Raw genomic sequence first — 26,350 nt, forward strand, 5'->3', positions numbered from 1 at the left:
CCGGAATCCGTGGAGAATCGAACACTTGAGATGCCCCGCGCCCGGCGCACCGCGGCCCGACATAGCTGACGTGCCGCGTAGACAATGGTAGACGCGATGAGTACACGCGCTCTGGGCCGCTGCGTGGGCGGCCATGGCCACCGGCGGGCGACCCACACGCGAGGCGGCCCGGCGACAGGGAGGACGACAATATGCTCGGACGACGGGGTTTGGTGAGGATGATCGCCGGGGCGCTCGCGCTGAGCGCGATGGCGCTCGGCTGCGGCAAGACGAGCGAGGGTTCGGGCGGCGACCCGGCCAAGCACGCGAAGGACGACCCCGAGTGGAAGGTCGGCGCCTACTTCAGCCTCTCGGGCGAGGAGACGGCGTTCGGCGTCGACTCGAAGGAGGGTGTCGATCTCGCCATCGACGAGATCAACAAGGCGGGCGGGGTCAAGGGCAAGCCGATCAACGTCCTCTACGAGGACAACAAGTCGAAGCCCGAGGAGGCGACCAACAAGGTCCTGCAGCTGATCGACCGGGATCACGTGCTCGCCCTCCTCGGCGAGGTCGCCTCGTCCCGGTCGCGCGCCGGCGGCATCGTCGCCAACAAGAAGAAGGTGCCGATGATCTCGCCGTCGTCCACGAACCCGGACGTGACGAAGGTCGGCCCCTTCGTGTTCCGCGCCTGCTTCACGGACGACGTGCAGGGCCAGATGGGCGCGCAGTTCATCGTGAACACGCTCGGCAAGAAGAAGGTGGGGCTCTTCTTCGCCTCCGACGACCTCTACTCGTCGGGCCTCGCCAACGAGTTCCGCGCCGAGGTGAAGCGCCTAGGCGGCGAGATCGTCATGGAGAAGAGCTTCCTCAAGAAGGAGACAAACTTCACGACGTACATCAACGAGCTCAAGTCGGCGAACCCCGAGATGATCTACGCGCCGATCTATTACACGAGCATGGCCCCCATCGCGCGGCAGGCCAAGGCCGCGGGCGTGCCGGGGAACATGTTCGTCGGCAGCGATGGGTGGGACGCGAACGAGCTCCTGCGCGACGCCGCGGAGGAGCTGGAAGGCGCGTACTTCACGAACCACTACGCGCCGGACGTCCCCTGGCCCAACTCGCAGGCGTTCGTGAAGAAGTACAAGGAGCGCTACAACCGCACGCCGTCGAGCATGGCTGCCCAGGCCTACGACGCTGCCGGGCTGCTCGCCGACGCGATGGGCCGCGCCAAGACGATGACGCCGGACGACATCCGGCAGGCCATCCAGGACACAAAGGGTTTCCAGGGCGCGACGGGGGTCATCACCATCGACGCGAATCGCAACGCCGACAAGCCGGTCGTGATTGTCCGGATCAAGGACAAGCAGTTTACCTACTACGCCACGGTCAACGAGAAGGGCGCGAAGCAGTAGTGCTCGTGCCCGCGCGCTCGCTCGGCGCGCGGTGAAGGGGTCTCCATGGAGAAGATCGTGAGTGCCCTGATCACGGGGCTCGCCCAGGGGTCGATGATCGCCCTCGTCGCCCTCGGCTACACGATGGTTTACGGCATCCTCAAGCTCATCAACTTCGCTCATAGCGAGGTCTTCATGATGGGCGCCTTCGCCGGGCTCTTCGGGATCACGGCGTTCGGCGCCCAGGACGCGCCGCTGGTCGCCGGCGTGGCCGGCACCCTCTTCGCGATGGCCTTCACGGCGGTCCTCGGGGTCGTTGTCGAGAAGGTGGCTTACGCGCCGCTGCGATCCCGGGGGCGGGGCCTCGCGAACACCCGAATCACGCCGCTCGTCACGGCGCTCGCGATGAGCGTCCTCCTCCAGAACCTGGCGCAGCTCCTCTTCACCGCCCGCTACCGCGGCTATCCTCAGCTCCTGCCGATCGAGCACACGCGCAAGGTGATCTTCGTCACCTCGATCCTCGTGATGATCGGCCTGGAGGTGCTCGTGCGGCGCACCTGGACGGGCAAGGCGATGCGCGCGCTCAGCGTGAACGTCGAGGCCGCCCGGCTGATGGGCGTCCGCACGAGCCGCATCATCGCGCTCACCTTCGTCACGGGCTCGATGCTCGCGGCGGTGGGCGCGGTGCTCTACTGCCTCGATCAGTCGCAGGTGTACCCCACGATGGGCGTGGTGATCGGCAACCGCGCCTTCGTGGCGGCGGTCATCGGCGGTATCGGCAACATCACGGGCGCGATGCTCGGGGGCATGCTGATCGGGATCATCGGCGAGATGACGAAGCTCACGCCCTACTCCGGCTTGCAGGACGTCCTCGTGTTCGCGGTGCTGATCGCGGTGCTGCTCGTGAAGCCGACCGGGCTGCTCGGCACGACCGGGACCGAGAAGGTGTAGCGCTGCGCCGGCGCGTCGGCCGGCGATCGGCCGACGCGCCGGCGCGCCGCTCGTCGCTGCGGTATGCTCGGCGCATGCGACGCCTCGCTCTCGTCGTGCCGCTCTCGCTGCTCGCGGCGTGCGCCGCGACGCCCCCTGCCAACTGGGCCCGCGGCGGCGCGCTGCTCGACATCCCGCGGGCGCGCTGGGTCCACGGGAGCCTCGCGGTCGACATCGCGCCGGACGGCAAGATCTTCGTGAACGGCGAGCACCAGCTGAGCGTGGATCGCGGCGGGCGGGTGTTCGGCCTGGAGGCCGAGCCGCTGGCGCTGCTCGAGCCGGACGGCCGGGTCATTGGCCCGAACGACGACGCGCTGGGCCAGGTCGGCGTGCTGCACGCGTCGCTGCCGGGCGAGGCGAACGCGTGGCTCACGGTCGCCCAGAACGGCCCGGTGATCCGCTACGCCGAGGAGGGCGAGCGGGAGCCGTTCGGCGTCTGGCTGGGGTGCGAGGTGACGCCGCGCGCGCACCAGACCTGCACGCTGATCACGCACCTGCTCGGGATGCGCATCCGCAAGCTGGAGCGGCAGACCACGACGGCGCCGGTGGGCGTGGGGTTCGGGTCGGGCTTCGGGCTCGGGTTCGGGGCGGGATCGCCTTTCCCCTGAGCGCGGTCCTCGGCGACGTCGGGTACACGCCGCTCTATTTCAGCAGCCAGCCGAACAGCATCCTCTTCGTCGTGTCGCGGGCGACCGCGGCGATCGAGTCGACGAGCGGGATCTCCTTCGGGCACACCTCGACGCAGTTCTGCGACTTGCCGCAATCGGTGATCCCGCCCTCGCTCATCACGGACTCCAGGCGCTCGCCCTCGCGCATCGCCCCGGAAGGATGCATGTTGTAGAGCCGCACCAGGTTGATCGCGAAGGCGCCGACGAACTTCGTCCCGTCGTTGTACTGCGGGCACGCCTCGACACAGCAGCCGCACGTCATGCAGCGGGAGAGCGAATACCGCTCCTCCTGCCGCTCCGGCGACTCGCGTGGACCCGGGCCGAGCTCGTGCGTGCCGTCGATGTCGATCCACGCGCGGACCCGCTTCATGTCCTCGAACATCCGGCTCCGGTCGACGAGCAGGTCGCGCACGAGCGGGAACTTGGACATGGGCTCCAGCGTGATCACCTCGCCCTTCGGCGCGAGCTGGTCGACGAGCGCCGAGCAGGCCTGACGGACCCGGCCGTTGACCACCATCGTGCACGCGCCGCACACCTCCTCCAGACACACCGCCTCCCAGACGACCGGAGCCACCTCCTTGCCGTCCACGGTCCGCGGATCCCGCTGGATCTGCTGCAGCGCGCTGATCACGTTCATCTGCGGCAGGTAGGGGACCTTGAACTCCTCCCAGCGCCGCGACTCCGGCCGATCCGCGGTGTCCTGCCGCCGCACGCGCAGGTGCACAAGCCGGCCCTCGCCCCGCGCCTGCGCCGCCACCCCGTTCGCCTCGTCTCCGCTCGCCTTGGCCATCCTACACGCTCTTCTGCGACAGCTTCCCTGTCGCCTGCGCGCTCGCCGCGCCCGCCTGCTCGTACTTGCGCTCCCGCGGCGCCACCAGCGACGTGTCCACCGCGTCGGTCACGTGGACCGACTGGCCGGCGCACGTCGTGTCGAACGCGCGGAGGAACCTCACGGCGCCCTTCTCCTCGTGGCGCGCCAGCGTCGTGCGCAGCCACTCGGCGTCGTTCCGCACCGGGAACTCCGGCTTGTAGTGCGCCCCGCGCGACTCGTCGCGGTTCCTCGCCCCCTGCGCGATGACCCGCGCGAGCACCAGCATGTTCTCGAGGTGCCGCACGAACTGCGCCCCCTGGTTCACCCGCGAGGCCGTGTCCGTGCTCTTGATCCGCCCCGCCCGCTCCTCGAGCTCGCCGAGCTTCTCGAGCACCCGGTCGAGCGCGGCGTTGTCGCGCTCGATCGTGCAGTCGCGCAGCATCATCTCGCCGAGCTCCTGGTGCAGCCGGTACGCGTTCTCCGGCTGCTTCGCCTCCTGGTTCTGCGTCAGGATGCGCTGGTAGCCGGCCTCGGCGCGCTTCTCGGCCTTGTCGAAGATCGAGCGCGGCAGGTCCAGGGCGCTCCGCTTGATGCTCCGCTGATAGCTCGCCACCGCCGGACCGCACACGAGGCCGCCGTAGACGCACGAGAGCAGCGAGTTGGCGCCGAGCCGGTTGGCCCCGTGATACTGGTAGTCCACCTCGCCCACCGCGTAGAGCCCCGGGATGCTCGTCGCGTGATTGCGCGGCGACCCCACCTTGAGCGAGCCCCGCGCGTCCGCCTCGTAGTCGACCCACAGGCCGCCCATCGTGTAGTGGACCGCCGGGAAGACCTTCATCGGGTTCTTGTACGGGTCGGTGCCCGCGAACTTCTCGTAGATCTCGAGGATGCCCGCGAGCTTCGCCCGGAGGAACTTCTCGTCCTTGTGGGTCAGGTCGAGGTAGACCTCGTTCTCGTTCCGGCCCGTCGCGGCGTTCCAGATGCCGCGCCCCTCGTGGAAGCACGTCCGGAAGATCGCGCGCGCCGCGATGTCGCGGGGGACGAGGTTGCCGTAGCCGGGGTACATCCGCTCGAGGAGATAGTCGCGCTCCTTCTCGGGGATGTCGCGCGCGCTCCGCGCGTCGGTCTTGCCCTTCGGCACCCAGACGCGGCCGCCCTCGCCGCGCGCGCTCTCCGAGATGAGCCGCAGCTTGTCGGCGCCAGGGATCGCCGTCGGGTGCACCTGGACGAACTCGCCGTTCGCGTACACGGCGCCCTGCTGGTAGACCGCCGACGCGGCCGTCCCCGTGCAGATGACGCTCAGCGTGGAGCGGCCGAAGACGACGCCGCTGCCGCCCGTCGCGAGCACGACCGCGTCGCCGGTAAACGCGCGGATCTGCATCGTTTTCAGGTCCTGCGCGACGCAGCCGACGCACGTGCCGGAGTCGTCGAGGATCGCCTCGATGAAGTCCCAGAACTCGTGCTTCCGGACCATCTTCTCGCCCGGGATCGACACGCCGTGCTCGTCGGTCACGTCGGCGAGCTCGAAGCGCCGCACCTGCTCGTCGAGCGCGTAGAGCAGCTGCTGCCCCGTCGTCGCGCCGGCGAACGCCGTGCGGTGGAACAGCGTGCCGCCGAAGCGGCGGAAGTCGAGCAGGCCCTCGGGCGTCCGGTTGAACGGCACGCCCATGCGATCGAGCATGTTGACGATGCCGGGCGCGGCCTCCGCCATCCCCTTGATCGGCGGCTGGTTCGCGAGAAAATCGCCGCCGTACGCCGTCTCCTCGAGGTGCACCTGGGGGCTGTCCCCCTCGCCCTTCGTGTTCACCGAGGCGTTGATGCCGCCCTGCGCGCACGCCGAGTGCGAGCGCTTCACCGGCACGAGGGAGATGAGGTCGACAGGGACCTTCGCCTCGCACAGCTTGATCACCGTCATCAGGCCGGCGAGCCCGCCCCCGACGACGATCACGCGCCGAACCTTCCCCCCCTCGCTCCTCGTCGTGCTCTTCGCGGCCATGTTCGCTCTCGATGCTCCCGCGCCGCTCCCCATCGGGGCGCGGCCGATACGATGGTCAGTGCGAGGCCGGCGCGACCAGCGCGGCGCGCCCGGGCCCGGCCGACGCGATCTCGGCGCACGTGCGGGCCCCCTCCGCGGCCGGGCTCGGCGTCCCGGGGAACGGCGCGCCGGTCGCGAAGTAGATGACCGTGTTGGCGCCGAGCACGAAGACCAGGAGGCCCAGCGCGCCGAAGACCACCGCGGCCATCCGCTGCGCCCGCCGCGACACGGTGACCCCCCACGAGAAGCAGAAGCCCCAGAGGCCGTTGGCGAAGTGGAACACGCTCGCCGCGATGCCGAAGATGTAGACGAGCGCGATCACCGGGACGCCGCTCACCGTCGACGCCATGTCGGCGCACAGCCGCGGGTAGAACTCCTCGGGCGCCATCCGCCCGAGCCACTTCTGCGCCCAGTACTGCCAGAGGTGGAACGCGATGAACGCGAACGCGAGCACCCCCGTGACCCGCTGCATCGTGTACATCCAGTTGCGCGAGAACGTGTAGCTGCCGACGTTCGGCTTGCCCTCGAGCACCAGCTTGACCCCGTAGAGGGCGTGGAACGCGAGCGGCAGCACGACGAGCCCGAGCTCGAGCACCGGCAGGTACGGCATGTGCGAGATCTCGGCGACCGCCGCGTCGAACCGCTCCTGCCCCTGGAGCGCCTTCGCGTTCGTCCAGAAATGGAAGAGCAGGAAACCGCCCACGGGGAGGGCGCCGGTGAGAGAATGCAGCTTGCGAAGGAGAAAGGACCGGCGGCTCTTGTGAAAGAGCGATCTGGCGGGGGTTGCCTCGGACACGCTGACCTCGATGGAAGGCGGGCGCCGCCGGTGTATGGGATGCCCCGGGTGACGTCAAGGTGAACGCAGTCGACACTTCGGGCCGATTTCCCGCTGCCTTCGGCGCACCGACCGTCAGCGCGGAGTCCGGGCGCGCCGCGCGGCGACCGCTGCTCGCGCGTGTGTCGGCGATCACGAGCGCGGCGCTGCTCGCGGCGGCGATCGCCGTCGCCGGCTGCGGCGCGCAGGACGGCGCTGCGGCGATGAGCCCGGCGCTCGGCGGGTCGCCCGCGGCCCAGGCGGAGCTGCACCGCGTCCTCGCGCGCTTCGAGAACGGCGCGCGCGCGGAGCGCATCGCGCTCGAGCCGGAGCTCCTCGCCTTCCGCGACCGCTACGCGGGCGACGATCTCGCGCGCGTCGCGGCCGCCCACCTCGCGTGGATCGCGCTGGAGCGAGGGGACCTCCGCCGCGCCGAGGCGCTCGCGGCCGAGGTCGAGGCCGGGGGGCCGGGCCCGACCGCGGACCTCGCGCGCGTGCTCCGCGGCGCGGCGCTCCGGCGCGCCGGCAAGCCGAGGCCCGCCTTCGGGGTGCTGCGCCCGCTGGTGAGCAAGATGATCGACGCGTACGTGCGCTCGCTCCTCAACGAGGAGGTCACGGCCGCCGCGATGGAGGCGGGCGCGTGGACGCAGGCGGTCGAGCTGATGAGCGTCTGGCTGCGCGAGGCGGACGACGACGACCGCGCCGCCGTCCGGGCGCAGATCGGGGCGCTCCTGCGCAAGGTGCCCATCGCCCACCTCGTCAGCGCGATGCGCGCCGGCCAGGCCGCCGGCGAGGTCGTGGACCCGCAGGTCGACCTGCGCTCGCTGGTCGCCGAGCGCCTCGCGATCGTCGCCCGCGAGCGCCGCGACGTCGCGCTCGCGAAGGAGCTGCTCGACCGGGCCGGCGCGCTGCTCGGCAGCCAGGGCGACGCGATCTCGGAGCTCGCGGCCGGCGCGGGGACCGCGCGCGTCGAGCCCCCCACGGTCGGCCTGCTGCTCTCGACGCGCACGTCCGAGTCGCGCCGGCGGGGCGTCGAGATGGCCGCCGGCGTGGCGCACGGGCTCGGGCTGCTGCGGCCGGGGTCGGACGCGCGGCTCGTGAGCCGCGACGACGGCGGCGAGGGCAGCGTCGACGAGGCGCTGAGCAGCCTCACCGCCGAGGGCGCCGCGGTGCTCATCGCCGGCTCGGATCGAGATCAGGCGACCGCGGCGGCGAGGTTCGCGCGGGCGAACGCGATCCCGGTGCTGCTCGTGCACCCGCCGGAGCCGGCGGCGCTCGACGGGGCGTTCGTCTTCGTCGTGGGCGAGGAGCCCGCGAGGGGCATCGAGGTGCTCGTCGCCGCGCTCGCGGAGCGGGGCGCGAAGCCGGTGGCGCTCGTGGGCGGCGAGGCCGGCGCCCGGAAGGACGCGGCGGCCTCGCCGCCGGGCGCGGCCGCCGGGGGCGCTCCGACCGCAGCGCTCGCCGAGCGCGGCATCGCGCTCGCGCTGCCCTGCGACGGGACCTTCGATCCGCGCGCCCTCCGGCCGCCGGCCATCCGAGGGGTGATCCTGGCCGGGGACGGGCCCTGCGCAGAGCAGGCGCTCCGCGCCGCCCCGCGCACGGTGACGATCGCGCTCGGCTTCGAGGCGGCCGTGCCGCCGCCGCCGGGGTCGCTCGTCGCGACGGCGGGGCTCTTCCCGTTCGTCGCGGCGCCCGCGGGCGCGCAGCCTCCGCCGCACGCGGGCGATCCGGGGGCGCCCGCGGGCCCGCCGGCCGCGCTCGGGGTGTGGCTCGCCACCCACCCGTCGCCGCCGAGCTTCTGGGCGGCGCTCGGGCGCGACGCCGGCGTCCTCGCCTGGGCCGGCGTGCAGCGGCTGCCGAAGACGGGCACCGAGGACCCGGCCGAGGTGAAGGCGCGGCGCCTCGCGGCGACGACCGCCGTGAGCCACGCGACGGCCGAGCTCTGGACCACGACGGCGACCGGCTTCGGCGGAAAGCGCGTGCTGCCGAGGGGGGTCGCGTACCGCGAGATCGAGAAAGCGCGATGAGCGGAGCGAGCCGCCGGAACGTCGCCTGGCCGCCGCGCGGGGCTCGCGCCGCGCGGCGTGGAGAGCGTGCCGCCGCGTCGTCCTGGGGCTGCTCCGGCGTCCCGGCGGGCGTAGCATGGCGCCGCATGATCCGCCGAGCCCTCTCCTGTGCCGCCGCCGCCGCGCTGACGGCGATCGCCCCGGCCGCGTTCGCCGACCGCGTGGCGGTGCTCCCCGCGCGCGGAGGCACCGACGAGGCCGCCCGGAGCGCCGCTCAGGCCGAGGTCGCGCGCGGGCTCGCCGCCCTCGGCCACACCCCGGTGCCGGACGGCGCGGTGGCGGCCGCGCTCAAGGGCGTCGCCGACGGCATCGCCGACACCACGGACGAGTACCGCGCCGTGGGCGCGCGGACGGGCGCGGACTGGGTCCTGAGCGGCACCGTCGAGCCTGCGGTCACGACCTCCCGGGTCGAGCTCACCGCGTACCTCGCCTCGACGGGCCGGGTCGAGTCGGTCGCGCGGGAGGTCGATCGGGGGAAGGAGGCCCAGCAGACGCAGGAGATGCTGGCGGTGCTCCTCCGCCCCGAGGGCGTCGGCATCGGCGAGCTCCCCTGGGAGCGCCCCGCGGGCTCCACGCCGGCGGGCGCGCCGCCTCCTGCCACGCCCCCGTCCGCGGGCGGGTCCGCCGTGCTGCCGCCGGTGCCTGCGCCGCCGCCGGCGCCGCCCGCGAAGGAGGTGCAGATGGCGTACCCGCTCGGGCCCGATCGCGTCTGGCCTGCGTACACGGGCGGGCGCCGGCTCGCCCTCTCCGCGTCGCTCGGGGCGGCCGTGGCGGCGGCGCGCCTGCCGGGCGCGAGCGGCAGCGCGGCCTCGCTGGTCGGCACGGCGCGCGTGGCCTACGCGGCCTCGGATCGCGGGCTCGAGCTGTTCGCCGGCGGCGGCGGGAACCTGGCCGGCCCGTTCGCCGCCTGGATCGAGGGCGGCGCGCGCCTGATGCTGACGCCCAGCCTGACGCCCGAGGGCGGCGCGTGGCGCGCGTTCCCGCTCCACGTCGGCCCCGCGCTCCACGCCGGCGCGTTCTTCCGGTCGGGCGCCGGCGTCGTGGGGCCCGGCGGCGCGACGTACCGCGGCGACCTTGAGGTGCGCCCGGTGATCGGGGCGTCGCTCGACGTCGTGCTCGCGCTGAGCTCCTCGGTGCAGCTCGAGGCCCAGCTCGGCAACCTCCGGTGGGTCCCCGCGGGGGACGGCTCGCTGCTCCTGCTCGGCGCGACGCTCGGCGCGGGGGCCCGGTTCTGACGCATGCGCATCGAGCTGCCGAGCCGCCGCAGCACCATCCGCCTCGCGCGCGCGCTCGCCGGCCGCCTCGCGGGCGGCGATCTGGTGATCCTGGCCGGCGACCTGGGCGCCGGGAAGACGTTCTTCGCCCGCGCCCTCTGCCGCGCGCTCGGCGTGCCGCCGGAGCTGCCGGTCACCAGCCCGACCTTCACGCTGGTCCACGAGCACGACGGCCGCGTCCCGATCGCGCACGCCGACGCCTACCGCCTCGGCGGCGCGTCCGCTGCGGAGGGCGCGCGCGGCGGCGCGGAGGAAGAGCTCGCCCAGCTCGGGCTGCGCGAGCGCCGCGCGGAGGGGGCGCTCGTCGTGGTGGAGTGGGGCGAGCCGTTCGTGGAGGCGCTCGGCGGCGACGCGCTCCTGATCCACCTCGCCGTCCACGAGGACCCGGGCGCGCCGGGGCGCGCCGCCGAGATCAGGGCGACCGGCGCGCGGAGCGGCGAGGTGCTCGCGGCGCTCGAGGTCGAGCTGCTCCCATAGGCTCGGCGGGGATGTGGCCGCAGGCAAGCGGTTCGGTCGAGGTGCCGCCGCGTGGCTCGAAGGCGCGATGCGCCTTGGGCGAGGGCGATTCTCAGGCGCCGCTTCAGCCGAGCTGCCGGAGCTTCTTTTCCAGGTAATAGGCTGCAACCTGGCAGTAGGGCGGCAAAAGACCGGTACCCTCCGGAGTCGACGAAAGCTCCAGCAGCGCCTTCACGCGTGCGGCCCTCGGCGCTTTCTTCTGAAATTCAGACCGGAGAGCATCGATCACGGCCCTCCGGTTCCGTTGAAGGCGCGCGATGTTGAGGTTCAGATGCTCGATCTGCGCTTCAGCGCTGGCGCGCATCGCGGGCTCCAGGCCGCGCGCGGGTCGCATCTCCCCCTGGTTCGTATAGGAGAACATCGATCTGACGTCGGGCGGAGACGCCGCCGGGTTCAGCTCGAGCCGTTGCTCCTCTCTCGGGAGATGTCCGCGATAGGTGTCGCAGTGATAGCGTTCGCGGTGATCTCCTCCGCCATCGTGGATGCCCACATCGCCCAGGCAGACCCCGAGGAGGTTGTCCCAGTCGAACACCAGCTCCGGCGACAGCGCGCGCGTCTTGAAGTGCTCGACCTTCATGCCTTCGGCGCTCGGCGGTCCCGGCAGCCGGGACATGCAGTACGCGCAGAGCCCGTGCTGCTCCTTGAACGCGTGCTCCCGCATCTGCTGCCTCTGCGCCCCGTACACCGAGCTCCAGGCCGCGCCGGGCGTGCCCCGGAGGTCGGCCAGGCAAGCAGGCTCGCGGTCCTTCTCAATCCGGCGCATCGCCGGTCTCCGCCATGGAGAGCTCCCATCGCGCGGCGACGATCTGAGCGTCGTCCTCGCCGAGGAGGCCCGACAGCTCCGCCAGCAGCGACTTCGCTTCCACGAGCTGGCCGTCATCGATCAACCGCGCCAGCTCGTCGAGCTTCTCCCGCGTTTCCTTCAGGCGTGACGGGGCGCCGAGGATGTCCTCCAGGATGGTGTTGGCGTCCTTGCCCGCGATCCTCTCGATCCGGTGCGCCTGGTGATCCGGGTCGAGGAGACGCACCGAGCCGCGCGGGGCTGCGGACATCACCTGAGGCGAGTGCGTCGTCACGACGAACTGGAGGCCCGGGAAGGCTTGAAGGAGATCGTCGAGCACGCGCCATTGCCACGCGGGGTGGAGGTGGAGATCCACCTCGTCGATGAGCACGACGCCTGTCGCCCGCGCAGGGGCTTCGGCGCCGAGCTGCGGGTTGAGCTGCGTTGCGCGCCACGCAATGTCCGCCGCCACCGCGATGAGGTTTCGCTGGCCATCGGAGAGGGCCCCGAAGGGCAGGGAGGAGCCGTCCATGAAATCAATGCGCAGCTCCTGGTGGTTGGCGCTGTAATAGATCCGGCGAGCGCCCTCGAGGCAAGCGCAGGCCGCTGCGCTCACCCCCTCCAGCTCGGGGCTTCGCACCTCGGTGAGCGGGCGCCCCTCCTCCGCGGCGCGAGCGAGACGCTGGACGCGATCCTCCTCGCGCCATGCCATCCAGGCCTCGAACCCCTTCTGGTCGGACGCGGCCTCGAGCGCGGCCCGGTAGCCTTGAAGCCTGGACTTCAGGCTCGCCTTCTCGGGGTTCCTGTCCCGCTTGTGGTGCCAGAGCCGACCTGTTCCGTAGTAGGCGAGCACCGGGAGCGCGATGGGCTCGGCGCCCGATATCGCATCCTCGATGCCACGAGGCATGAATCGGGTCGCCTCCAGTGGACCTACCCGACCGGACTGGGTGACGCTCGTCGTCGTGCGGCCGTCTGCACCGCCGAGCTCCCTCGCCCACGCCACGCGGCCCAGCGGGGTTTCACCGCCCGCTTCGACGCGCACCGGGTAGCATGTCGTCATGCTCGGGACGCCGCCGTGCATCGTGGTCACGAAGCGCGCCGCCGATTTCGGGATCGCGCGATCGTCCCGGCTCGCCTTGAAGAAGCTCAGCCACGCTCCCAGCGCCACCGCCAGCCCTTCGAGCACGGTCGTCTTGCCCGTCCCGTTGCGGCCGACGAGCACCGTGAGCCGCGGCTCCAGGTGCAGCGCGAACCGCTCGAAGGCGCGGAAGTTGGTCAGCCGGATCTCGTCGATTCGCATCGAGGCTCGACGGGTGATACGCGCTGAAAACTCGGGGAGCTAGCGGTTTTCGCCAGGATCGCCGAGCTCGCTGGTCGCCACCCCGGGCAGGTCGAGCGCCGAGATGACCGCGTCCTCCATCGCCTCTCGCCGGTGTGCCACGCCTCCACCCATGGCGGAGCCAGGCACCACCGCAAGGTGCGAAGGCAGCACCGCAGGGTACGAAGGCACCGCCGCGACGGCGCAGCCCGGCCCCGTGCGGCGCCCCGGAGCCGCCACCGCCGGACGCCTGCCCCCGAGGTCCGCTCCGCAGCCGGCTCTCTGCTACCGGCGTCTCCTGGGCGGACAGGACGGCACCAGGGGGCAAGCGGGCTGCGCCGCACCTCGCGCGCCCGACCCCGTGCGCGGCGGCGTTGCATGATACAAGAGCGCACGGTGAAGGAAGGCGCGGAAACCAGCCGCAGCGAGCTGCTCAACAAGGCGCTGGAGCCGGTCCTCGCGTTCCTCGACAACATCGGCAACATCGTCACGCTGACGTTCCAGACGCTCCTCTGGCTCGTGCGCCCGCCGTTTCGCCCCGCGCAGTTCCTGGCGGCGATGGACTTCATGGGCGCGCAGTCGGTCTTCATCGTCGGCCTGACCGGCGTCTTCAGCGGCATGGTCGTGACGCTGCAGACGTCCTACGCGCTGCGCGCGTTCAGCGCCGAGGGCCGCGTCGGCGGCCTCGTCGCGGTCTCGCTCGCCCGCGAGCTCGCGCCGGTCTTCTCGGCGATCATGGTCACCGCCCGCGCCGGCAGCGCCATGGCCGCGGAGCTCGGCAACATGCGCGTCACCGAGCAGATCGACGCGATCGCGACGATGGGCGTGAGCCCGGTGCAGTACCTGCTCTCGCCCCGGCTGTTCGCCGCGACGGTGATGCTGCCGCTGCTCTGCATCCTGTACACGAGCGTCGGCATGTGCGGCTCGTACCTCGTCGCCGTGCTCTGGCTCGGCGGCGACGCGGGCTCGTTCTTCCAGAGCGTCCGCGACTTCGCCCTGCCCAGCGACATCTCGATGGGGCTCATCAAGGCGTGCGTCTTCGGCTTCATCGTCTCGTCGGTCTCGTGCCGCCACGGCTTCTTCGCCTCGGGCGGCGCGCGCGGCGTCGGCGTCGCGACCACGCGGGCGGTCGTCGAGAGCTGCGTCACCGTGCTCGTCACGAACTACATCCTGACGCAGCTGCTGCTCGACATGTGACCCGAGGCGGCCCGCCCCTCCCTCGTCGCGCGCGCCGCGCGCTCGGGGAGGGGGTTTGCCGTCTGGCGCGTGCTCGCTCGGCTGCGGACCGCGCCGGGACGAAGCAGAGCGACAAGAAGGCCGTCGCTCTCCTCGCGACCCGCAAGGTGCCCCAGCACAAGACCCCCGCCGCGCCCGCCGCGCCCGCCGCGCCCGCCGATCCGGCCGACGACACCGACACGACCGACCTGGAGCAACCCGGCACACCAACGAGACCTTCCGGCGCGCTCCGGAGGCTTCCGTCGCCGAAAGCGTGCGTCCGACGCCCCTGCGCGCACGCCTCGGCTCCCATCTCACGGCGATTGGCCTTCTGGGCCTCTGGTCGGGCGCGCGCTTCGAAAAGAGCTGACGTTCGCGGTCGATCACGCCCCCCTTGGTATCCACGGTAGGCCCCCGGAGAGGGTGTGCGTCGCGCGGGGTGGGGACGGGCTGATGTTTGAGCCCAATTGACGTCCTGTGTCCGGCCTGCGCAGCAGGCCGGGCACAGGACGTCCCAGGCGAGTTCTGCCCGTCCCTGCCCCGCGCGACGCACACCCTCTCCGGGGGCCGGCCACCTCGGCGAGCCTTCCCCCCGGATCCACCCCCGCGCTCGGCTGGCGCGTCCCTACCTCCAGGAGCCAGGCGCCTCCGGCTCCCGCAGCGCAATCAGCGCCGGCGACAGCTGCACCGGGTACCGCGCCGGCGCGCGCAGGTGCGCGACCCCGTGCGGGAGCAGCTCGCGCCCGGCGATGGAGCGCTCGCGCCCGGCGCTCGGCGGCTCCGGCGACTCCAGCGCGCGGCCGCCGCGCATCACCGCCCGCGCGAGCGGCGCGAGCCTCGCGGCCCCGAGCGCGCGCGGCGCCAGCATCCGCTCGTGCGCGAGGTGGATCACGTCGCAGGCCGCGCGCCCCGCCTCGTCGTAGTAGCGCGCCACCATCTTGCGCCCCGCGATCACGTCGCCGCGATCGCTCGTCCCCTGCCGCAGCGCCCACGCGCCCGACTCCTCGAGCGCCACGAGCTCGTAGCGCACCGCCGGCAGGCCGCCCTCGGGCTCGGCGAGCCCCGTGGCGATCCAGCCGCCGGCGCTCGTGCCCACGCGCCTCGCCTCGAGGAGCGTCGCCTCCTCCTCGTGGCCCCCGAGGTCGACCATCCGGTCGGCGTACCAGGGCCAGCGGCCTTCGAGCGGCGACGGCGGCGGCGCGAGCTCGCCGAGATCGATCCCCACCTCGCCGCGGAACGGGACGCCGAGCGCCGTGGCCGCGAGCGCGCTCGTCGTCGCCGACGCGCCGCCCACGTGCGCCGCGCGGGCGAGCGCCAGCGCCTCGTCGGCGAACGGCACCCGCGCCGACGACCCGTCGACGACCGCGCCGCCGTCCGAGGCGACGAGGAGCCGCGCCGCCCGCGTCGCCACGGCCGTGCCCCGGCCGAGCGCCGGCACGAGCAGCGCGCCGGCGAGCAGCGCCTCGATGAACGGCCCCTCCACCGTGACCACCGGCGTGCCCGGGAAGGCGATCGTCCCGTCGGGCATCGCGTCGATGTCGATCGAGATCGGCGCGTCGGCGAGCCGCTCCACGAGCGCGTCGCTCAGGCCGCAGACCTCGCGCGCCGCGAAGACCGCCCCCGCGTCGAGGCGCGCCCCGTCCAGCGCGAGCGCCTCGAGCGCCGCCTCGACGCCGGCGACCACGAGGAAGCCCGCGTGGGGCGGCATCGCCGTGAACGCGAGCTCGAAGCTCGCGCGCCGCTCGGCGACCCCCGCCTGGAGCAGGCGATCGGCGTCGAGCAGCGCGCGTCCGTCGGTGAGCAGCGGGCTCGCTCGCAGCATCGCCGCCGGCATCGGGCCCCGCTCAGAGCCGCGCGGCCAGCCTGCGGGTGCCGGCGACCGTCGAGGCCTCGTCGAAGAGGAACGGCAGGATCACGGTCGGCAGGTCGAGCTCACGGCGCAGGCGGGCCAGGCTCTCGTGCTGCACCGACTCGCGCATCGCCCGGCGCGCGCCGGCCACGATCGCGCTCTCGGCGGTGTCCGCCGCCCGCGCCGGCGCCGCGATGTCGAGCCGCCCCGGATCGACAAGCAGCGCCCGCCGCTCCTCGGGCGAGAACAGCGGCGGCAGCACGCTGTTGATGATCAGCCGGTGGACCGGCAGGCCGAGCTCGCCCCGGATCTCCGCCACGAGCTCGACGGTCTCGGTGGCCGGCATCTCCTCCGGGAGCGTCACCACGACGACCCCGCTCCGCGCGGGATCCCTGAACATCGTCCACGCCGCCTCGGCGTCCCGGCGCAGGATGCCCGGCGGCGCCACGTCGAGGATCACCTTGGGCACGCGCAGCATGTCCATGCCGTGCCCGGTCGCGGGCGCGTCGAGCAGGACCACATCGAAGCGGGGAGAGCCGTCCGGGAGCAGCTCGGTCGTGTGGAACCAGGCCTTGCCGAGCATCGCCCACTCGAACAGCCCGGGCACCGCGCGGAAGAAGGTGCGCGTGTACTTGTTGTCGAACACGAGATCGGCCGCGGCCCGCACCTTGAGGACCATCTCGCCGTACTCCCGCAGCGCCTTGTCCGGCGAGATGTTCACCGCCCACACGCCCTCGGCCACCTGGGTGACCTCCTGGCCGATCGGCTTCGTGCCGAGGATGGCCGAGAGCCGCTCCTTCGTGTTGCACATCGCGACGAGGACGCGCTTGCCGCGGGCGGCGAAGGCGAGGGCGAGGGCGCCGGAGATCGTCGTCTTCCCGACGCCTCCCTTGCCGGTCACGAACAGGAAGCGCCGGCGCTCGAGCTCCGGCAGATCCTGGCCGAGCCCGCCCGCTTGCAAGGCTAGATGGGCGCTGGTCATTTCCGCGTCAGCGGAGTTAGGCGCAAGCTCAGGCGAAGGCAACCCGGATCAGGGAAACGGGCTCTGCTATCCATCGCCCATGCGCATCACCGAGCGACACCTCGAACCGCTGAACCGACGCTTCCAGGGCGCGTCGCCCGTCGAGCTCCTCCGCTTCGTCCGCGAGTCCTTCGGTCCCCGCGCGGCCATCATGAGCAGCATGCAGCGGGCCGGGACCGCGCTGTGCCACATGGCCGACCGGGCCGGGCTCCCCTTCGACGTGATCTTCGTCGACACCGGCGTGCTCCACGCCGAGACGCTCGCCACCCGCGGCGAGCTCGCGCGGACCCACCCGAACCTGCGCGTCGTGACGCTCTCGCCCGAGCGCACCTTCGCGCAGCAGACGCGCGAGGAGGGGCTGCTCTACCTCTCGAAGGAGGGCCAGGAGCGGTGCTGCGACCTCCGCAAGTCGGCCCCGCTGAACGCCATCCGGGGCCGCTACGACGCGTTCGTCGCGGCGCTCCGGCGGGGCGAGGGCGGCGCCCGCGCCAAGGTCGCGCCGTTCGGGCTCGACCCGGCGAACAACGTGCTCCGCGTCCACCCGTTCGCCTCGCTGAGCGGCGAGGCGCTCGACGCGCACTTCGCCGCGCACCCGGACGCGATCGAGAACCCGCTGCACGCCATGGGCTTCCGCACCATCGGCTGCTTCCCGTGCACGACGCCCGTGCTGCCCGACGAGCCCGAGCGCGCCGGGCGCTGGCGCCACCTGGCGAGCGTCGAATACTGCGGGATCAACCCGGTCGACCGGGGCGAGACCGACGGCGGCATCGAGCTCGACGACCGGTACGAGCGCCTCTTCGCGACGTGACGATTCGCCTGCGAACACCGGTTCGCGGCAGCTCGATCTTGACTCAAACGGGATGCAGGGAGATTTGCCCTGCATGCCGGCGAGCTACTTCGACGTAGACGGCACCCTGGTCACGACCAACCTCGTGCACCCGACGGTGTTCTACATGCTGAACCAGCCGACGCCGATGCACAGCCTTGCGAAGCTCGGCCGCGCTCTGGTGAAGGCGCCCTGGATGGCGATGGCGGAGCTCCAGGATCGGCGCCTCTTCAACGAGCTGCTCTTCAGCTCGTTCGACGGCGTCTCCGAGGATCGCCTCGTCGCGCTCGCCGAGGAGGCGTTCGCGAAGGTGCTCAAGCCGGCCATCTACGGCAAGGCGCGGGACCTCGTGAAGTGCAGCCTCGACAAGGGGCACGAGGTCGTCCTGATCTCCGGCGCGCTGGATTTCCTGATGCAGCGGCTCGCCGAGCACCTCGGCGCGACCGGCATCATCGCGAACCGCCTCGAGGTGAAGGACGGGTTCGCGACGGGGAAGCTCCTGCGCCCCGTGGTGGCCGGGCCCGAGAAGGCGCGCCTCATCCGCGAGCACGCGCACGCGCGCGGGCACGACCTCGACGAGTGCTTCGCCTACTCGGACAGCTACTCGGACGTCCCGATGCTCTCGGTCGTCGGCTACCCGGCGGCGGTGAACCCGGACCGCAAGCTGAAGCTGCTCGCGCAGGCCTACCACTGGCCGATCCTCCACCTCGCCGCATGACCCCCGCCCCCGCCGGACGGCGGGGAGCCACGCCACAGCCCAACACGTCGCACCCCCTGCTCTGAAAGCCCCATGAGCCATCCTTGCGTCGTCACGCTAGACAGCCGCAGCGCCCCCCGGGTGCTCTTCTCAGGCGACCAGCTGGTCGAGGTCGACCTGCCCACCGGCACCCGGGTGCTCTACGCGAAGCCGCCCATCGAGCCGCTGAAGGACGTCGACGCCGCGATCCGCTACGCGATCAACCACCCGTACAACTCGGAGCCGCTCTACGCGAAGCTCCGCCCGGGGATGAAGGTCACGATCGCGGTGGACGACATCTCGCTGCCGCTGCCCCCGATGAAGCGGCCTGACATCCGCGAGCGGGTGCTCACCATCGTGCTCGACCTGCTCTCGGACTACGGCGTCGACGACGTGGAGATCATCATCGCCACGAGCGTCCACCGGCGGATGAAGGACTGGGAGGTCCGCCACATCGTCGGCGACAGGATCTTCAACGCCTACTGGCCGAAGAAGCTCTACAACCACGACGCCGAGAACCTCGCCAACATGAAGCACATCGGCACGACCGACATGGGCGAGGAGGTCGAGCTCAACAAGCGCGCGGTCGACAGCGATCTCGTGATCTACGTGAACCTGAACCTCGTGCCGATGGACGGCGGGCACAAGTCGGTCTCGGTCGGCCTGTGCGGGTACAGGAGCCTGCGCGCGCACCACAACCCGCGGGTGATGCGCGACTGCTACTCGTACATGGATCCGAAGAGCTCCGCGCTGCACACGAGCGTCGAGCGCATGGGCCGGCTGGCCAACAAGAAGCTCAACGTCTTCACGATCGAGACGACGATCAACAACCGCATGTTCGATCGCCCGCTCGAGTTCCTCGCCCGGAACGAGGACGACCTGAGCGCGGGCGAGAAGAGCGCGCTGCGCGCCCTCCGCTTCACGCTGTCGAAGGTGCCGCAGCCCGCGCGCCAGGCGATCTTCCAGCGCGTCCCGTCGCCGTACGGCGTGACCGGGGTGTTCGCCGGCGAGACCGAGGCCGTCCACGAGCACACGCTGAAGCGCAGCTTCGACCAGTACCTCGTCCCGGTCACGGGCCAGGCCGACATCCTGGTCACGGGCATCCCGTACATCAGCCCGTACAACGTGAACTCGTTCCTGAACCCGCTGCTCGTGCAGGTGATGGCGAACGGCTACATGTTCAACCTCTACCGGGGCGCGCCGATGCTCAAGAAGGGGGGGACGATGATCATCCTCCACCCCTGCACCGACCTGTTCGACAACGAGCACCACGCCCCGTACATCGAGTTCGTCCACCGGCTGCTGCCGGAGACGCGCGACGCGATGGAGCTGCACAAGCGGTACGAGAAGAAGTTCTCGGAGAACCCGGCGTACATCGAGATGTACCGCTTCGGGCACGCGTACCACCCGACCCACCCGTTCTTCATGTGGTACTGGGGCGAGGCGGGCCGGCAGCACATCGGCCGGATGATCGTGGTCGGCGCCGACAACGAGTACATCCCGCAGCTGCTCGGCTGGGAGACGGCGCGCACGATGGATGAGGCGCTCCGGATGGCGAAGCAGTCGGCCCCGGCCACGCCGGAGATCATGGCCCTCCACAGCCCGCCGATCTTCATGGCCGACATGACGGCGTAGCGGGCGCGCCGCCCGCGGGAGGAGCCACCATGCGGCTGCACCTCATCGACGGCACGTACGAGCTCTTCCGGGCCCATTTCTCGAAGCGGCCCGGGCACCGCGCGCCCACCGGCTGGGACGCGAAGGCGACGGTGGGCGTCGTCGCCTCGCTCCTCGCGCTCGTGCACCAGGCGGACGAGGAGGTCACGCACCTCGCGGTCGCCTTCGACAACCCGATCCGCTCGTTCAGGAACGACCTGTTCGCCGGGTACAAGAGCGACGAGGGCATGGATCCCGTGCTGCGCGGGCAGTTCGATCCGGTCGAGGAGGCGTGCCGCGCGGCCGCTTCGAGGCGTGGTGCGACGCGATGGACGTGCGCACGCTGAGGTCGCGGCCGACGCGCTGGGCGCCGGAGGCGTGAGCGGAGCGCGGCCCGCGGGCCTCCATCAAGGCGGCTTCTTTTCCGGGGCCCTGAGCTCGGCGAGCACGCGCTCGCGGAGGAGCGGCACGGGCGGCGAACCGTGCGCGAGGAGCGCGTCGTGGAAGCGGCGAAGCGAGAACGCCGGGCCGAGGGCCGCCTTCGCCTCCTCCCGGAGCTTCAGGATCTGGATCTTGCCGAGCGTGTAGGCGAAGTAGCCGGGGTCGAACGTCGCGCGCACCGCCTGCTCCCGCGCCGTCGCGCGATCCTGGAAGCAGTCGTCGACGAAGCGGCGCTCGGCCTCGTCGAGCCCCATGCCCTCGGCGTGCACGCCGAGCGACGCGACCACCCTGCAGTTGCGCAGCAGCGCGTCCGTGAGCTGACCGAGCCGGCTCTGCGGGTCCTCCTTGCCGAACCCTTCCTCGATCATCATCTGCTCGGCGTAGTGGGCCCAGCCCTCGACGAACGAGTAGCTCCCGAACATCCTCTGCGCCTCGGTCGGCGCGCGGTTCTCCCACAGGCCCTGGACGAAGTGCCCCGGGTAGACCTCGTGCACGGTCGTCGAGACCAGCGTCCCGCGCGACATCACGTACTCTTCCCGCTCCTTCCTGGGCCAGGAGGGGTCGGGCTTCGTGATGTAGTAGAACGCCTCGAGCCCCTTCCGCTCGAACGGCCCCGGCGCGTCGAGGAACGCGGAGTTCCAGCGCATGTACGGCGGCGTCTCCTTCACGAGCGCCCGCTCGTCGGACGGGAGGCTCACGAGCCCCCGGTCGACGACGAACCTGCGCGACGCCTCCATCACCCGCGTCGCCTCGGCGAGGAGCTGCTCCGCCCTCGGCCGGGTGACCTTCACCTTCCGGGCGAGCTCCTGGTAGGCCGCCTTGTTCGCCGCGAGGTCCTCCTCGCCCATCTTCTTGAGCTCGGCGAGCGGGATCGAGAGCCCCTCCTGCGCGAGGAGGAGCTTCCTGTACCGCGCCTCCCCGAGCACGTGGCTCGCGTCGCCCTTCGGCAGCTCGACCCTGGCCAGGTGCTCGGCGAGCCCCTCCGCCGCGCCGGCGAGCGCCGCGTTCGTCTGCTCGAAATCAGCCTGGAAGGCGGCGTCGCCCGCGCCCTCGAGCAGCTTCACGACGTCGCCGCGCAGGTACTCGGCGTAGCCCCGGAAGATCTTCACGGCGACCTCGACCACCGGCTTCGGCAGCGGGCTCGCGAGGTTCTCGAGGATGCGCGGCACCTGGGCCAGCGCCGCCTTCTCGTGCTCGAGGAGGCGCCTCGCGCGCTCGGGCAGCGGCGCATACGCGCGATCGAGGTAGTGGTTCACGCCGAACAGCTCGCCGTAGAATTGCGGCTGCCGGCGCCAGTCCTCGAGGTCCCTGCCGTGGAAGAGCTTGAGGTCGATCTGCTGGAGGATGAGCGCGCGGTCGAGCGCCTCGTCGGGGGAGAGCGCCGCGGCGTCGATCGCGGCGAGGGCCGCGCGATCCCGCGCAAGGCGCGCGAGCCTCCGCTCGATCGCCGCGGCGGAGTAGTCGCCGACCTTGCCGTCTTGGTCGTGCAGCCCGCGCGAGCGCGCGAACGCCGGCTCGTCCGTCACCCACTCGCGCAGGATCCGGTCGCGCAGCGCCGCGAACGGCTCCCGCGGCGCCTCCAGCGGCCGCGCGGGCTCCACGGGCGCCGCGGCCGCCGGGGGCGCGGCGGCGGGCGGGCTCGCGCCCGTGGAGGGAGGCGGCGCCGAGGCGCCCCCGCTGCAGGCGGCGAGCGGCGCGAGCAGCGCGGCGAGCGCCGCGAGGCGACGCGGGCGGCGGACGGGTGGGGTTGCAGGGGCGGCCATCACGGGCCGTGAGCCTGTCAAACCGGCCTGTGCTGGTCAACGGCGCAGGCTAGTCGCGGAGCGCTCGATCGATGATCGCGTCCACGTGCGAGAGCGCGTGGTCGAGGTCGAAGCAGCGCGCGATTTCGTCCGGGGCGAGCAGCGCGGCGACGTCGGCGTCGGCGGCGAGGTTGTCGCGGAAGCGGCCCTCGCCCGCGATGGCGCGCATCGCGCAGCGCTGCACGAGCTCGTAGGCCGCCTGCCGCGGCCTGCCCTTCTGGACGAGCGACAGCAGCACCGCCTCGCTGAAGAAGAGCTCGCCCGTGCGGTCGAGGTTCTCGCGCATCCTCTCGGGGTAGACGACCAGCCCGTCGACGAGCCCCGCGGCGCGGTCGAGCATGAACCCGAGCGTCGAGGTCGCGTCGGGCGCGATCATCCGCTCGACCGACGAGTGCGAGATGTCGCGCTCGTGCCACAGCGACACGTTCTCGAGCGCGGGGATCACGGCCGCGCGCACGATGCGCGCGAGGCCGCACAGGTTCTCGCTGAGGATGGGGTTGCGCTTGTGGGGCATCGCGCTCGATCCCTTCTGGCCCACGGAGAAGCGCTCCTCCGCCTCGCGGACCTCGGTGCGCTGCCAGTGCCGCACGTTGGTCGCGAGCCGCTCGATGCCCGCCGCGATGAGCGAGAGCGCGGCGAAGAACTCGGCGTGGCGGTCGCGCGCGACGATCTGCGTCGAGACCGTCTCGGGGCGCAGGCCCAGGGCGGCGAGCGCGCGCTCCTCGATGCGCGGCGACAGGTGCGCGTACGTCCCGACGGCGCCGGCGATCTTCCCGACCGCGATCGCCTGGCGCGCGGCGAGCAGGCGCGCCCTTCCGCGCTTCATCTCCGCGAGGTGGCCCGCGAGCGCCAGGCCGAACGTGACCGGCTCGGCCGCGATGCCGTGGCTCCTGCCGATCATCGGGGTGCGCCGGTGCTCGTCGGCGCGCCGCGCGAGCGCGTCGCAGAGCTTGTCGAGCCGGGCCGAGAGCAGGTCCGCCGCGCGGACGAGCTGGATCGCGAGGCTCGTGTCGAGCACGTCGCTCGAGGTCATCCCCCGGTGCAGCCACCGCGCTCCCTCGCCCGCCAGCTCCTCGACGTGCGTCAGGAAGGCGATGACGTCGTGCTTGACCGTGCGCTCGATCGACTCGATCCGCTCCGGATCGAGCGAGAGCTGCTTCGCCCGGATCCCTCTCGCGATGCCATCGGGCACGAGCCCTTCGGCCTCCATCGCCTCGCAGGCGGCGAGCTCCACCTCGAGCCAGGTCGAGAATCGGGTGGCGGGCGACCAGAGATCTTCGAATTCGGACGGGGTGTAGCGGGGGATCATGGGCGGGACGCTGCGAAGGTCTGGAGGGTGCGTCAAGGATGGAGTGGGTCGGGGCACGCGCTCGCCGTCGCAACGGGCCGTACGGCGCTTGCGGTCGCGCGGCGCGTTGCAAACGTTTGCGCGCGATGCCGACCGAAGCACCGGCGCCCGCGCACGCCCATCTGGGCAGGCCGGTCGCCTGTCCGCCGCCCCGGGAGAGCGACGCCGCGCCGGAGACGCTGCCCGCGGGGGCGAGCGAGCCGACCGGAACCGCCAGGGCGCCCGCGGGCCACCCGGGCGAGCCTGGCCGGGGCGAGCCGGAGGGGCGCGCCGGCGAGGTCGCCGCCCCCGTGAGCGAGCCGGCCCGCGCGACCGCGCGCGCCGCTCGCCTCCTGAAGCCGTACATCGTGGTGGTCGCGATGGACCTGTCGGAGCCGGGCGGGCGGGCGTGGCGCTTCGCCTTCGACCTGGCGGCGCTCCGGGGCGAGACCGAGATCCACGCCGTGGTCGTCGGCCCGCGGCAGGTCGCCCCCGCGGTGCGCGACGTGACGGTGCCGGGCGCGTCGTCGCCGCCGCCCTCGCTCCGGGTGCTCCAGCACCGCTTCGCCGACGGCCAGGCCCGGCTCATGGCGATGCACTTCCGCACGGGCCGCCCCGACCGGGCCATCGTCTCGCTCGCCCGGGAGCTCAGCGCCGATCTCATCGTCGTGGCCACGCACCCGCAGTCGCCGCTCCAGCGGCTGTTCGGCGGCTCGACCGCCGATCGGATCGTGCGAAACGCGCCGTGCCCGGTCGTCGTCGTGCGCCCCAAGGAGGACGACGACGCCGACGCGGCCGAGTACGACCCGAGGCTGCGCTGACGCCGCCGCGCGCTGGACGCCGGCGGCGCGCTCGACGTCGCCGCCCGCCCGCGACCTACCGCGCGCTGGACGCCGGCGGCGCGCCGGCCTGCGCCGCCGGCCCGAGCTTGTCGGGCGCGACGACCCCCTCGGTCGTGCCCCCTTCGCGCGTGTCGGCGTACCCCCACGCCACGCCGGCGGCGTCAACGAGGATGTTGTTCGCGTCGCCGATCGGCATCGGGTCCAGCACGACCGCGTGCCCGCGCCGCGCGAGGTCGTCGAGGGCGGCCCGCGGCGGCGGCGTCAGCCGCTCGACGCGCACCCGGTCCGGCAGCCACTGGTGGTGGATGCGCGCGCGGCGGACCGCCTCGTCGATGGTCATCCCGTGGTCGACCAGGTTGCGGAGCACCTGGGCCACGGTGTTCGGGATGGTATCGCCGCCGGGCGAGCCGAGGAGGAGCGCTACCCTGTCGTCCCGGCTCACGAGCGTGGGCGTCATCGAGCTCGCCATGCGCTTGCCCGGCGCGACCGCGTTGATGCCTGTCTCCGAGAACGCGCCCATCGCGTTGCCGAGCAGGATGCCCGTCCCGGGGATCACGATCTTCGCGCCGAAGCTCGCCGACTGCGTGGTCGTGCACGAGACCGCGTTGCCCTGCGCGTCGATCACCGAGAAGTGCGTCGTCTGCGGGGACTCCGGCGCGAGCGCGCCCGCCGCGCTCGCGATCTCGCCCGCCGGCGTGGCGCGCTCCGGGTCGATGGGCGGCGTGCGGCGCATGAGGGCGCTCCCGTCGAGGAGCCTCGCGAGCAGCTGCGCCGTCTCGGGCGGGACGAAATCCGGGTCGGCGCTCACCTTTCGCCGGTCGGCGTAGGCTCGCTTCGCCGCCTCGACGAACAGGTGCAGCGACAGCCCGGAGTCTGCGGGGGCCTCGTGGGCCTTGAGCCTCTCCAGCGTGAGCATGATCTCGGCGAGCGCGACGCCGCCCATCGACGGGGGCGGCATCGTGTCGACGGTGAAGCCGCGGTACGAGAACCGGAGCGGCGGGCGCCACTTCGCCTGGTAGGCGCGCAGGTCGCCCTCGCTGATGTGGCCGCCGTGCTCGCGCATGGCGGCGGCGATCTTCCGGGCGATCGCGCCCTCGTAGAACGCGCGCGGGCCCTCGGTGGCGAGCGTCTCCAGGGTGCGGGCGAGATCGAGCTGGCGCACCAGCTCGCCCTGGGCGAGCGGCGCCTTGCCCCGCCCCCAGATGGCGCTCGCGGCCCGGTCGGTCTTCAGCCGGGGCCAGGACCAGCGCAGCGTCAGCGCCTGCCGCGCGCCGAGGCGGTGCCCCTTGCGCGCGAGGGAGATCGCGGGGGCCAGCAGCTCGGCGAGCGGCCGAGTGCCGAACCGCTCGTGCGCCAGGGCGAGGCCGGCGACCGAGCCCGGGACGCCGGCCGACGCGTAGCCGTACGCGCCGGCGCGCACCATGGCCATGTTCGACGCGGTGGTCACGGACGCGGGCGCGGCCTCGCGGAAGTCGATCGCCTGCGTCTCGCCGTTCGCGAGGCGGACCATCATGAAGCCACCGCCGCCGATGTTGCCCGCGCTCGGGTGGGTCACCGCCAGCGCGAACGCGACGGCGACCGCCGCGTCGATCGCGTTGCCCCCGCGCCGCAGCACGTCGGCGCCGGCGCGCGTCGCGTGCTCCTCGACCGAGGTCACGAGCCCGGCGTCGCCGCGCACCGCCCGCGCGCCGCCCGAGGCGAGCGCGATCGGCGGATCCGGGGGCAACGGCGCCGGATCCGCCACGGCGGCCGCCGGCGGCGCCGGGGCGCTCGCGGCCTTCGGCGCCGCGGCGGCGCTGGCGTGGGCCGGCGCGGCGGACGTCGCGGGCGCCGCCGCGGGTGGGGCGGGCGGCGTGCGGGCCTCGCAGCCGGCGAGCAGCGCGAGGGCGAGCACCCAGCGCGGCCTCGAACGACGATGCAGGGTCATCAAGGTGGGCGCGAATCTACTACGGTGCCGGAGAAACCCAGGCCCGGCCGCGCGGGGCGCCCCGGCCT

At 72.7% G+C, this 26,350-nt stretch carries 21 protein-coding genes and 1 pseudogene; 12 read left to right on the forward strand and 10 right to left on the reverse strand.

Annotated elements, in window-relative coordinates:
• Positions 1–218 precede the first annotated feature (218 nt).
• The 3 genes from WMF28_RS40215 (at position 219) to WMF28_RS40225 (ending at position 2,968) form a co-directional block, all read left to right on the forward strand.
• Entirely contained in the window at positions 219–1,391 is a 1,173-nt protein-coding gene (locus tag WMF28_RS40215; RefSeq protein ID WP_437604358.1) for an ABC transporter substrate-binding protein, read from the forward strand.
• A gap of 57 nt (positions 1,392–1,448) precedes the next feature.
• Positions 1,449–2,321, forward strand: coding sequence for a branched-chain amino acid ABC transporter permease (locus tag WMF28_RS40220; RefSeq protein WP_437599000.1), 873 nt, complete (start codon positions 1,449–1,451; stop codon positions 2,319–2,321).
• Positions 2,322–2,395: 74 nt separating this feature from the next.
• Complete coding sequence (locus WMF28_RS40225; RefSeq protein ID WP_437599001.1) at positions 2,396–2,968, forward strand: hypothetical protein; 573 nt, start codon at positions 2,396–2,398, stop codon at positions 2,966–2,968.
• A gap of 34 nt (positions 2,969–3,002) precedes the next feature.
• Here WMF28_RS40225 and sdhB read toward each other — a convergent pair whose 3' ends face one another.
• The 3 genes from sdhB to WMF28_RS40240 are packed head-to-tail and all read right to left on the reverse strand — an operon-like array spanning position 3,003 to position 6,670.
• Entirely contained in the window at positions 3,003–3,818 is an 816-nt protein-coding gene (sdhB, locus tag WMF28_RS40230; RefSeq protein ID WP_437599002.1) for a succinate dehydrogenase iron-sulfur subunit, read from the reverse strand.
• Position 3,819: 1 nt separating this feature from the next.
• Positions 3,820–5,835: a succinate dehydrogenase flavoprotein subunit gene (gene sdhA / locus WMF28_RS40235; protein WP_437599004.1), complete on the reverse strand. Its 2,016-nt coding sequence runs from the start codon at positions 5,833–5,835 to the stop codon at positions 3,820–3,822.
• A 55-nt stretch (positions 5,836–5,890) separates the two neighbouring features.
• Positions 5,891–6,670 (reverse strand): succinate dehydrogenase, encoded by a 780-nt coding sequence (locus tag WMF28_RS40240; protein WP_437599005.1) that lies wholly within the window; start codon positions 6,668–6,670, stop codon positions 5,891–5,893.
• A 161-nt stretch (positions 6,671–6,831) separates the two neighbouring features.
• Between WMF28_RS40240 and WMF28_RS40245 the strand changes: the two genes are divergently transcribed.
• The 3 genes from WMF28_RS40245 (at position 6,832) to tsaE (ending at position 10,505) form a co-directional block, all read left to right on the forward strand.
• A complete protein-coding gene (locus tag WMF28_RS40245) occupies positions 6,832–8,715 on the forward strand; it encodes a hypothetical protein (RefSeq protein ID WP_437599007.1) in 1,884 nt (627 codons plus the stop codon).
• A 125-nt stretch (positions 8,716–8,840) separates the two neighbouring features.
• The gene (locus WMF28_RS40250) at positions 8,841–9,989 is read left to right on the forward strand and encodes a hypothetical protein (RefSeq protein ID WP_437599009.1); all 1,149 of its coding nucleotides are present in this window, start codon (positions 8,841–8,843) and stop codon (positions 9,987–9,989) included.
• 3 nt (positions 9,990–9,992) lie between these two features.
• A complete protein-coding gene (gene tsaE / locus WMF28_RS40255; RefSeq protein WP_437599010.1) occupies positions 9,993–10,505 on the forward strand; it encodes a tRNA (adenosine(37)-N6)-threonylcarbamoyltransferase complex ATPase subunit type 1 TsaE in 513 nt (170 codons plus the stop codon).
• 103 nt (positions 10,506–10,608) lie between these two features.
• Here tsaE and WMF28_RS40260 read toward each other — a convergent pair whose 3' ends face one another.
• Together WMF28_RS40260 and WMF28_RS40265 are read right to left on the reverse strand one after the other, a co-directional pair.
• Positions 10,609–11,307, reverse strand: a complete 699-nt coding sequence (locus tag WMF28_RS40260) for a retron system putative HNH endonuclease (RefSeq protein WP_437599011.1) — start codon at positions 11,305–11,307, stop codon at positions 10,609–10,611.
• A complete protein-coding gene (locus tag WMF28_RS40265) occupies positions 11,294–12,625 on the reverse strand; it encodes an AAA family ATPase (protein ID WP_437599012.1) in 1,332 nt (443 codons plus the stop codon). The genes WMF28_RS40260 and WMF28_RS40265 overlap by 14 nt, the downstream gene beginning before the upstream one ends.
• Before the next feature lie 414 nt (positions 12,626–13,039).
• Here WMF28_RS40265 and WMF28_RS40270 point away from each other — a divergent pair, with 414 nt between their 5' ends.
• A complete protein-coding gene (locus WMF28_RS40270; protein WP_437599014.1) occupies positions 13,040–13,840 on the forward strand; it encodes an MlaE family ABC transporter permease in 801 nt (266 codons plus the stop codon).
• 643 nt (positions 13,841–14,483) lie between these two features.
• Here WMF28_RS40270 and WMF28_RS40275 read toward each other — a convergent pair.
• Complete coding sequence (locus WMF28_RS40275) at positions 14,484–15,680, reverse strand: hypothetical protein (RefSeq protein ID WP_437599015.1); 1,197 nt, start codon at positions 15,678–15,680, stop codon at positions 14,484–14,486.
• 22 nt (positions 15,681–15,702) lie between these two features.
• The gene (locus tag WMF28_RS40280) at positions 15,703–16,689 is read right to left on the reverse strand and encodes an ArsA family ATPase (protein ID WP_437599016.1); all 987 of its coding nucleotides are present in this window, start codon (positions 16,687–16,689) and stop codon (positions 15,703–15,705) included.
• Positions 16,690–16,768: 79 nt separating this feature from the next.
• On the opposite strand from WMF28_RS40280, the gene WMF28_RS40285 reads away from it, so the two are divergent.
• The 4 genes and pseudogenes from WMF28_RS40285 to WMF28_RS40300 all read left to right on the forward strand — a co-directional run.
• Complete coding sequence (locus WMF28_RS40285; RefSeq protein WP_437599018.1) at positions 16,769–17,536, forward strand: phosphoadenosine phosphosulfate reductase family protein; 768 nt, start codon at positions 16,769–16,771, stop codon at positions 17,534–17,536.
• A 73-nt stretch (positions 17,537–17,609) separates the two neighbouring features.
• The gene (locus WMF28_RS40290; protein WP_437482888.1) at positions 17,610–18,272 is read left to right on the forward strand and encodes an HAD family hydrolase; all 663 of its coding nucleotides are present in this window, start codon (positions 17,610–17,612) and stop codon (positions 18,270–18,272) included.
• A gap of 72 nt (positions 18,273–18,344) precedes the next feature.
• Positions 18,345–19,925: a lactate racemase domain-containing protein gene (locus tag WMF28_RS40295; RefSeq protein ID WP_437599019.1), complete on the forward strand. Its 1,581-nt coding sequence runs from the start codon at positions 18,345–18,347 to the stop codon at positions 19,923–19,925.
• Between the two features lie 29 nt (positions 19,926–19,954).
• Positions 19,955–20,278, forward strand: a pseudogene (locus WMF28_RS40300) (flap endonuclease); the annotation flags it as partial.
• Positions 20,279–20,350: 72 nt separating this feature from the next.
• Here the strand turns inward: WMF28_RS40300 and WMF28_RS40305 are convergent.
• Together WMF28_RS40305 and purB are read right to left on the reverse strand one after the other, a co-directional pair.
• On the reverse strand, positions 20,351–22,147 hold the full coding sequence (locus tag WMF28_RS40305; RefSeq protein WP_437599021.1) for a DUF885 domain-containing protein: 1,797 nt from the start codon (positions 22,145–22,147) through the stop codon (positions 20,351–20,353).
• Between the two features lie 49 nt (positions 22,148–22,196).
• Positions 22,197–23,495, reverse strand: coding sequence for an adenylosuccinate lyase (purB, locus tag WMF28_RS40310; protein ID WP_437599022.1), 1,299 nt, complete (start codon positions 23,493–23,495; stop codon positions 22,197–22,199).
• 125 nt (positions 23,496–23,620) lie between these two features.
• Here purB and WMF28_RS40315 point away from each other — a divergent pair, with 125 nt between their 5' ends.
• Complete coding sequence (locus WMF28_RS40315) at positions 23,621–24,334, forward strand: universal stress protein (protein ID WP_437599023.1); 714 nt, start codon at positions 23,621–23,623, stop codon at positions 24,332–24,334.
• A 55-nt stretch (positions 24,335–24,389) separates the two neighbouring features.
• On the opposite strand, the gene ggt is transcribed toward WMF28_RS40315, so the two are convergent.
• Positions 24,390–26,282: a gamma-glutamyltransferase gene (gene ggt, locus WMF28_RS40320; RefSeq protein ID WP_437604359.1), complete on the reverse strand. Its 1,893-nt coding sequence runs from the start codon at positions 26,280–26,282 to the stop codon at positions 24,390–24,392.
• Positions 26,283–26,350 lie beyond the last annotated feature (68 nt).

This window comes from Sorangium sp. So ce590 (assembly GCF_051521365.1).
In the GTDB taxonomy this organism is placed as follows: domain Bacteria; phylum Myxococcota_A; class Polyangia; order Polyangiales; family Polyangiaceae; genus Sorangium.

Excerpts from the sequence above, each read along its gene's own strand:
- sdhA (WP_437599004.1), bottom strand. The coding sequence starts at position 5,835 with ATGGCCGCGAAGAGCACGACGAGGAGCGAGGGGGGGAAGGTTCGGCGC.
- ggt (WP_437604359.1), bottom strand. The coding sequence starts at position 26,282 with ATGACCCTGCATCGTCGTTCGAGGCCGCGCTGGGTGCTCGCCCTCGCG.
- sdhB (WP_437599002.1), bottom strand. The coding sequence starts at position 3,818 with ATGGCCAAGGCGAGCGGAGACGAGGCGAACGGGGTGGCGGCGCAGGCG.
- WMF28_RS40290 (WP_437482888.1), top strand. The coding sequence starts at position 17,610 with ATGCCGGCGAGCTACTTCGACGTAGACGGCACCCTGGTCACGACCAAC.
- WMF28_RS40295 (WP_437599019.1), top strand. The coding sequence starts at position 18,345 with ATGAGCCATCCTTGCGTCGTCACGCTAGACAGCCGCAGCGCCCCCCGG.
- WMF28_RS40265 (WP_437599012.1), bottom strand. The coding sequence starts at position 12,625 with ATGCGAATCGACGAGATCCGGCTGACCAACTTCCGCGCCTTCGAGCGG.
- tsaE (WP_437599010.1), top strand. The coding sequence starts at position 9,993 with ATGCGCATCGAGCTGCCGAGCCGCCGCAGCACCATCCGCCTCGCGCGC.
- WMF28_RS40275 (WP_437599015.1), bottom strand. The coding sequence starts at position 15,680 with ATGCTGCGAGCGAGCCCGCTGCTCACCGACGGACGCGCGCTGCTCGAC.
- WMF28_RS40305 (WP_437599021.1), bottom strand. The coding sequence starts at position 22,147 with ATGGCCGCCCCTGCAACCCCACCCGTCCGCCGCCCGCGTCGCCTCGCG.
- WMF28_RS40280 (WP_437599016.1), bottom strand. The coding sequence starts at position 16,689 with ATGACCAGCGCCCATCTAGCCTTGCAAGCGGGCGGGCTCGGCCAGGAT.
- WMF28_RS40285 (WP_437599018.1), top strand. The coding sequence starts at position 16,769 with ATGCGCATCACCGAGCGACACCTCGAACCGCTGAACCGACGCTTCCAG.
- WMF28_RS40315 (WP_437599023.1), top strand. The coding sequence starts at position 23,621 with ATGCCGACCGAAGCACCGGCGCCCGCGCACGCCCATCTGGGCAGGCCG.
- WMF28_RS40225 (WP_437599001.1), top strand. The coding sequence starts at position 2,396 with ATGCGACGCCTCGCTCTCGTCGTGCCGCTCTCGCTGCTCGCGGCGTGC.
- WMF28_RS40215 (WP_437604358.1), top strand. The coding sequence starts at position 219 with ATGATCGCCGGGGCGCTCGCGCTGAGCGCGATGGCGCTCGGCTGCGGC.
- purB (WP_437599022.1), bottom strand. The coding sequence starts at position 23,495 with ATGATCCCCCGCTACACCCCGTCCGAATTCGAAGATCTCTGGTCGCCC.
- WMF28_RS40260 (WP_437599011.1), bottom strand. The coding sequence starts at position 11,307 with ATGCGCCGGATTGAGAAGGACCGCGAGCCTGCTTGCCTGGCCGACCTC.
- WMF28_RS40250 (WP_437599009.1), top strand. The coding sequence starts at position 8,841 with ATGATCCGCCGAGCCCTCTCCTGTGCCGCCGCCGCCGCGCTGACGGCG.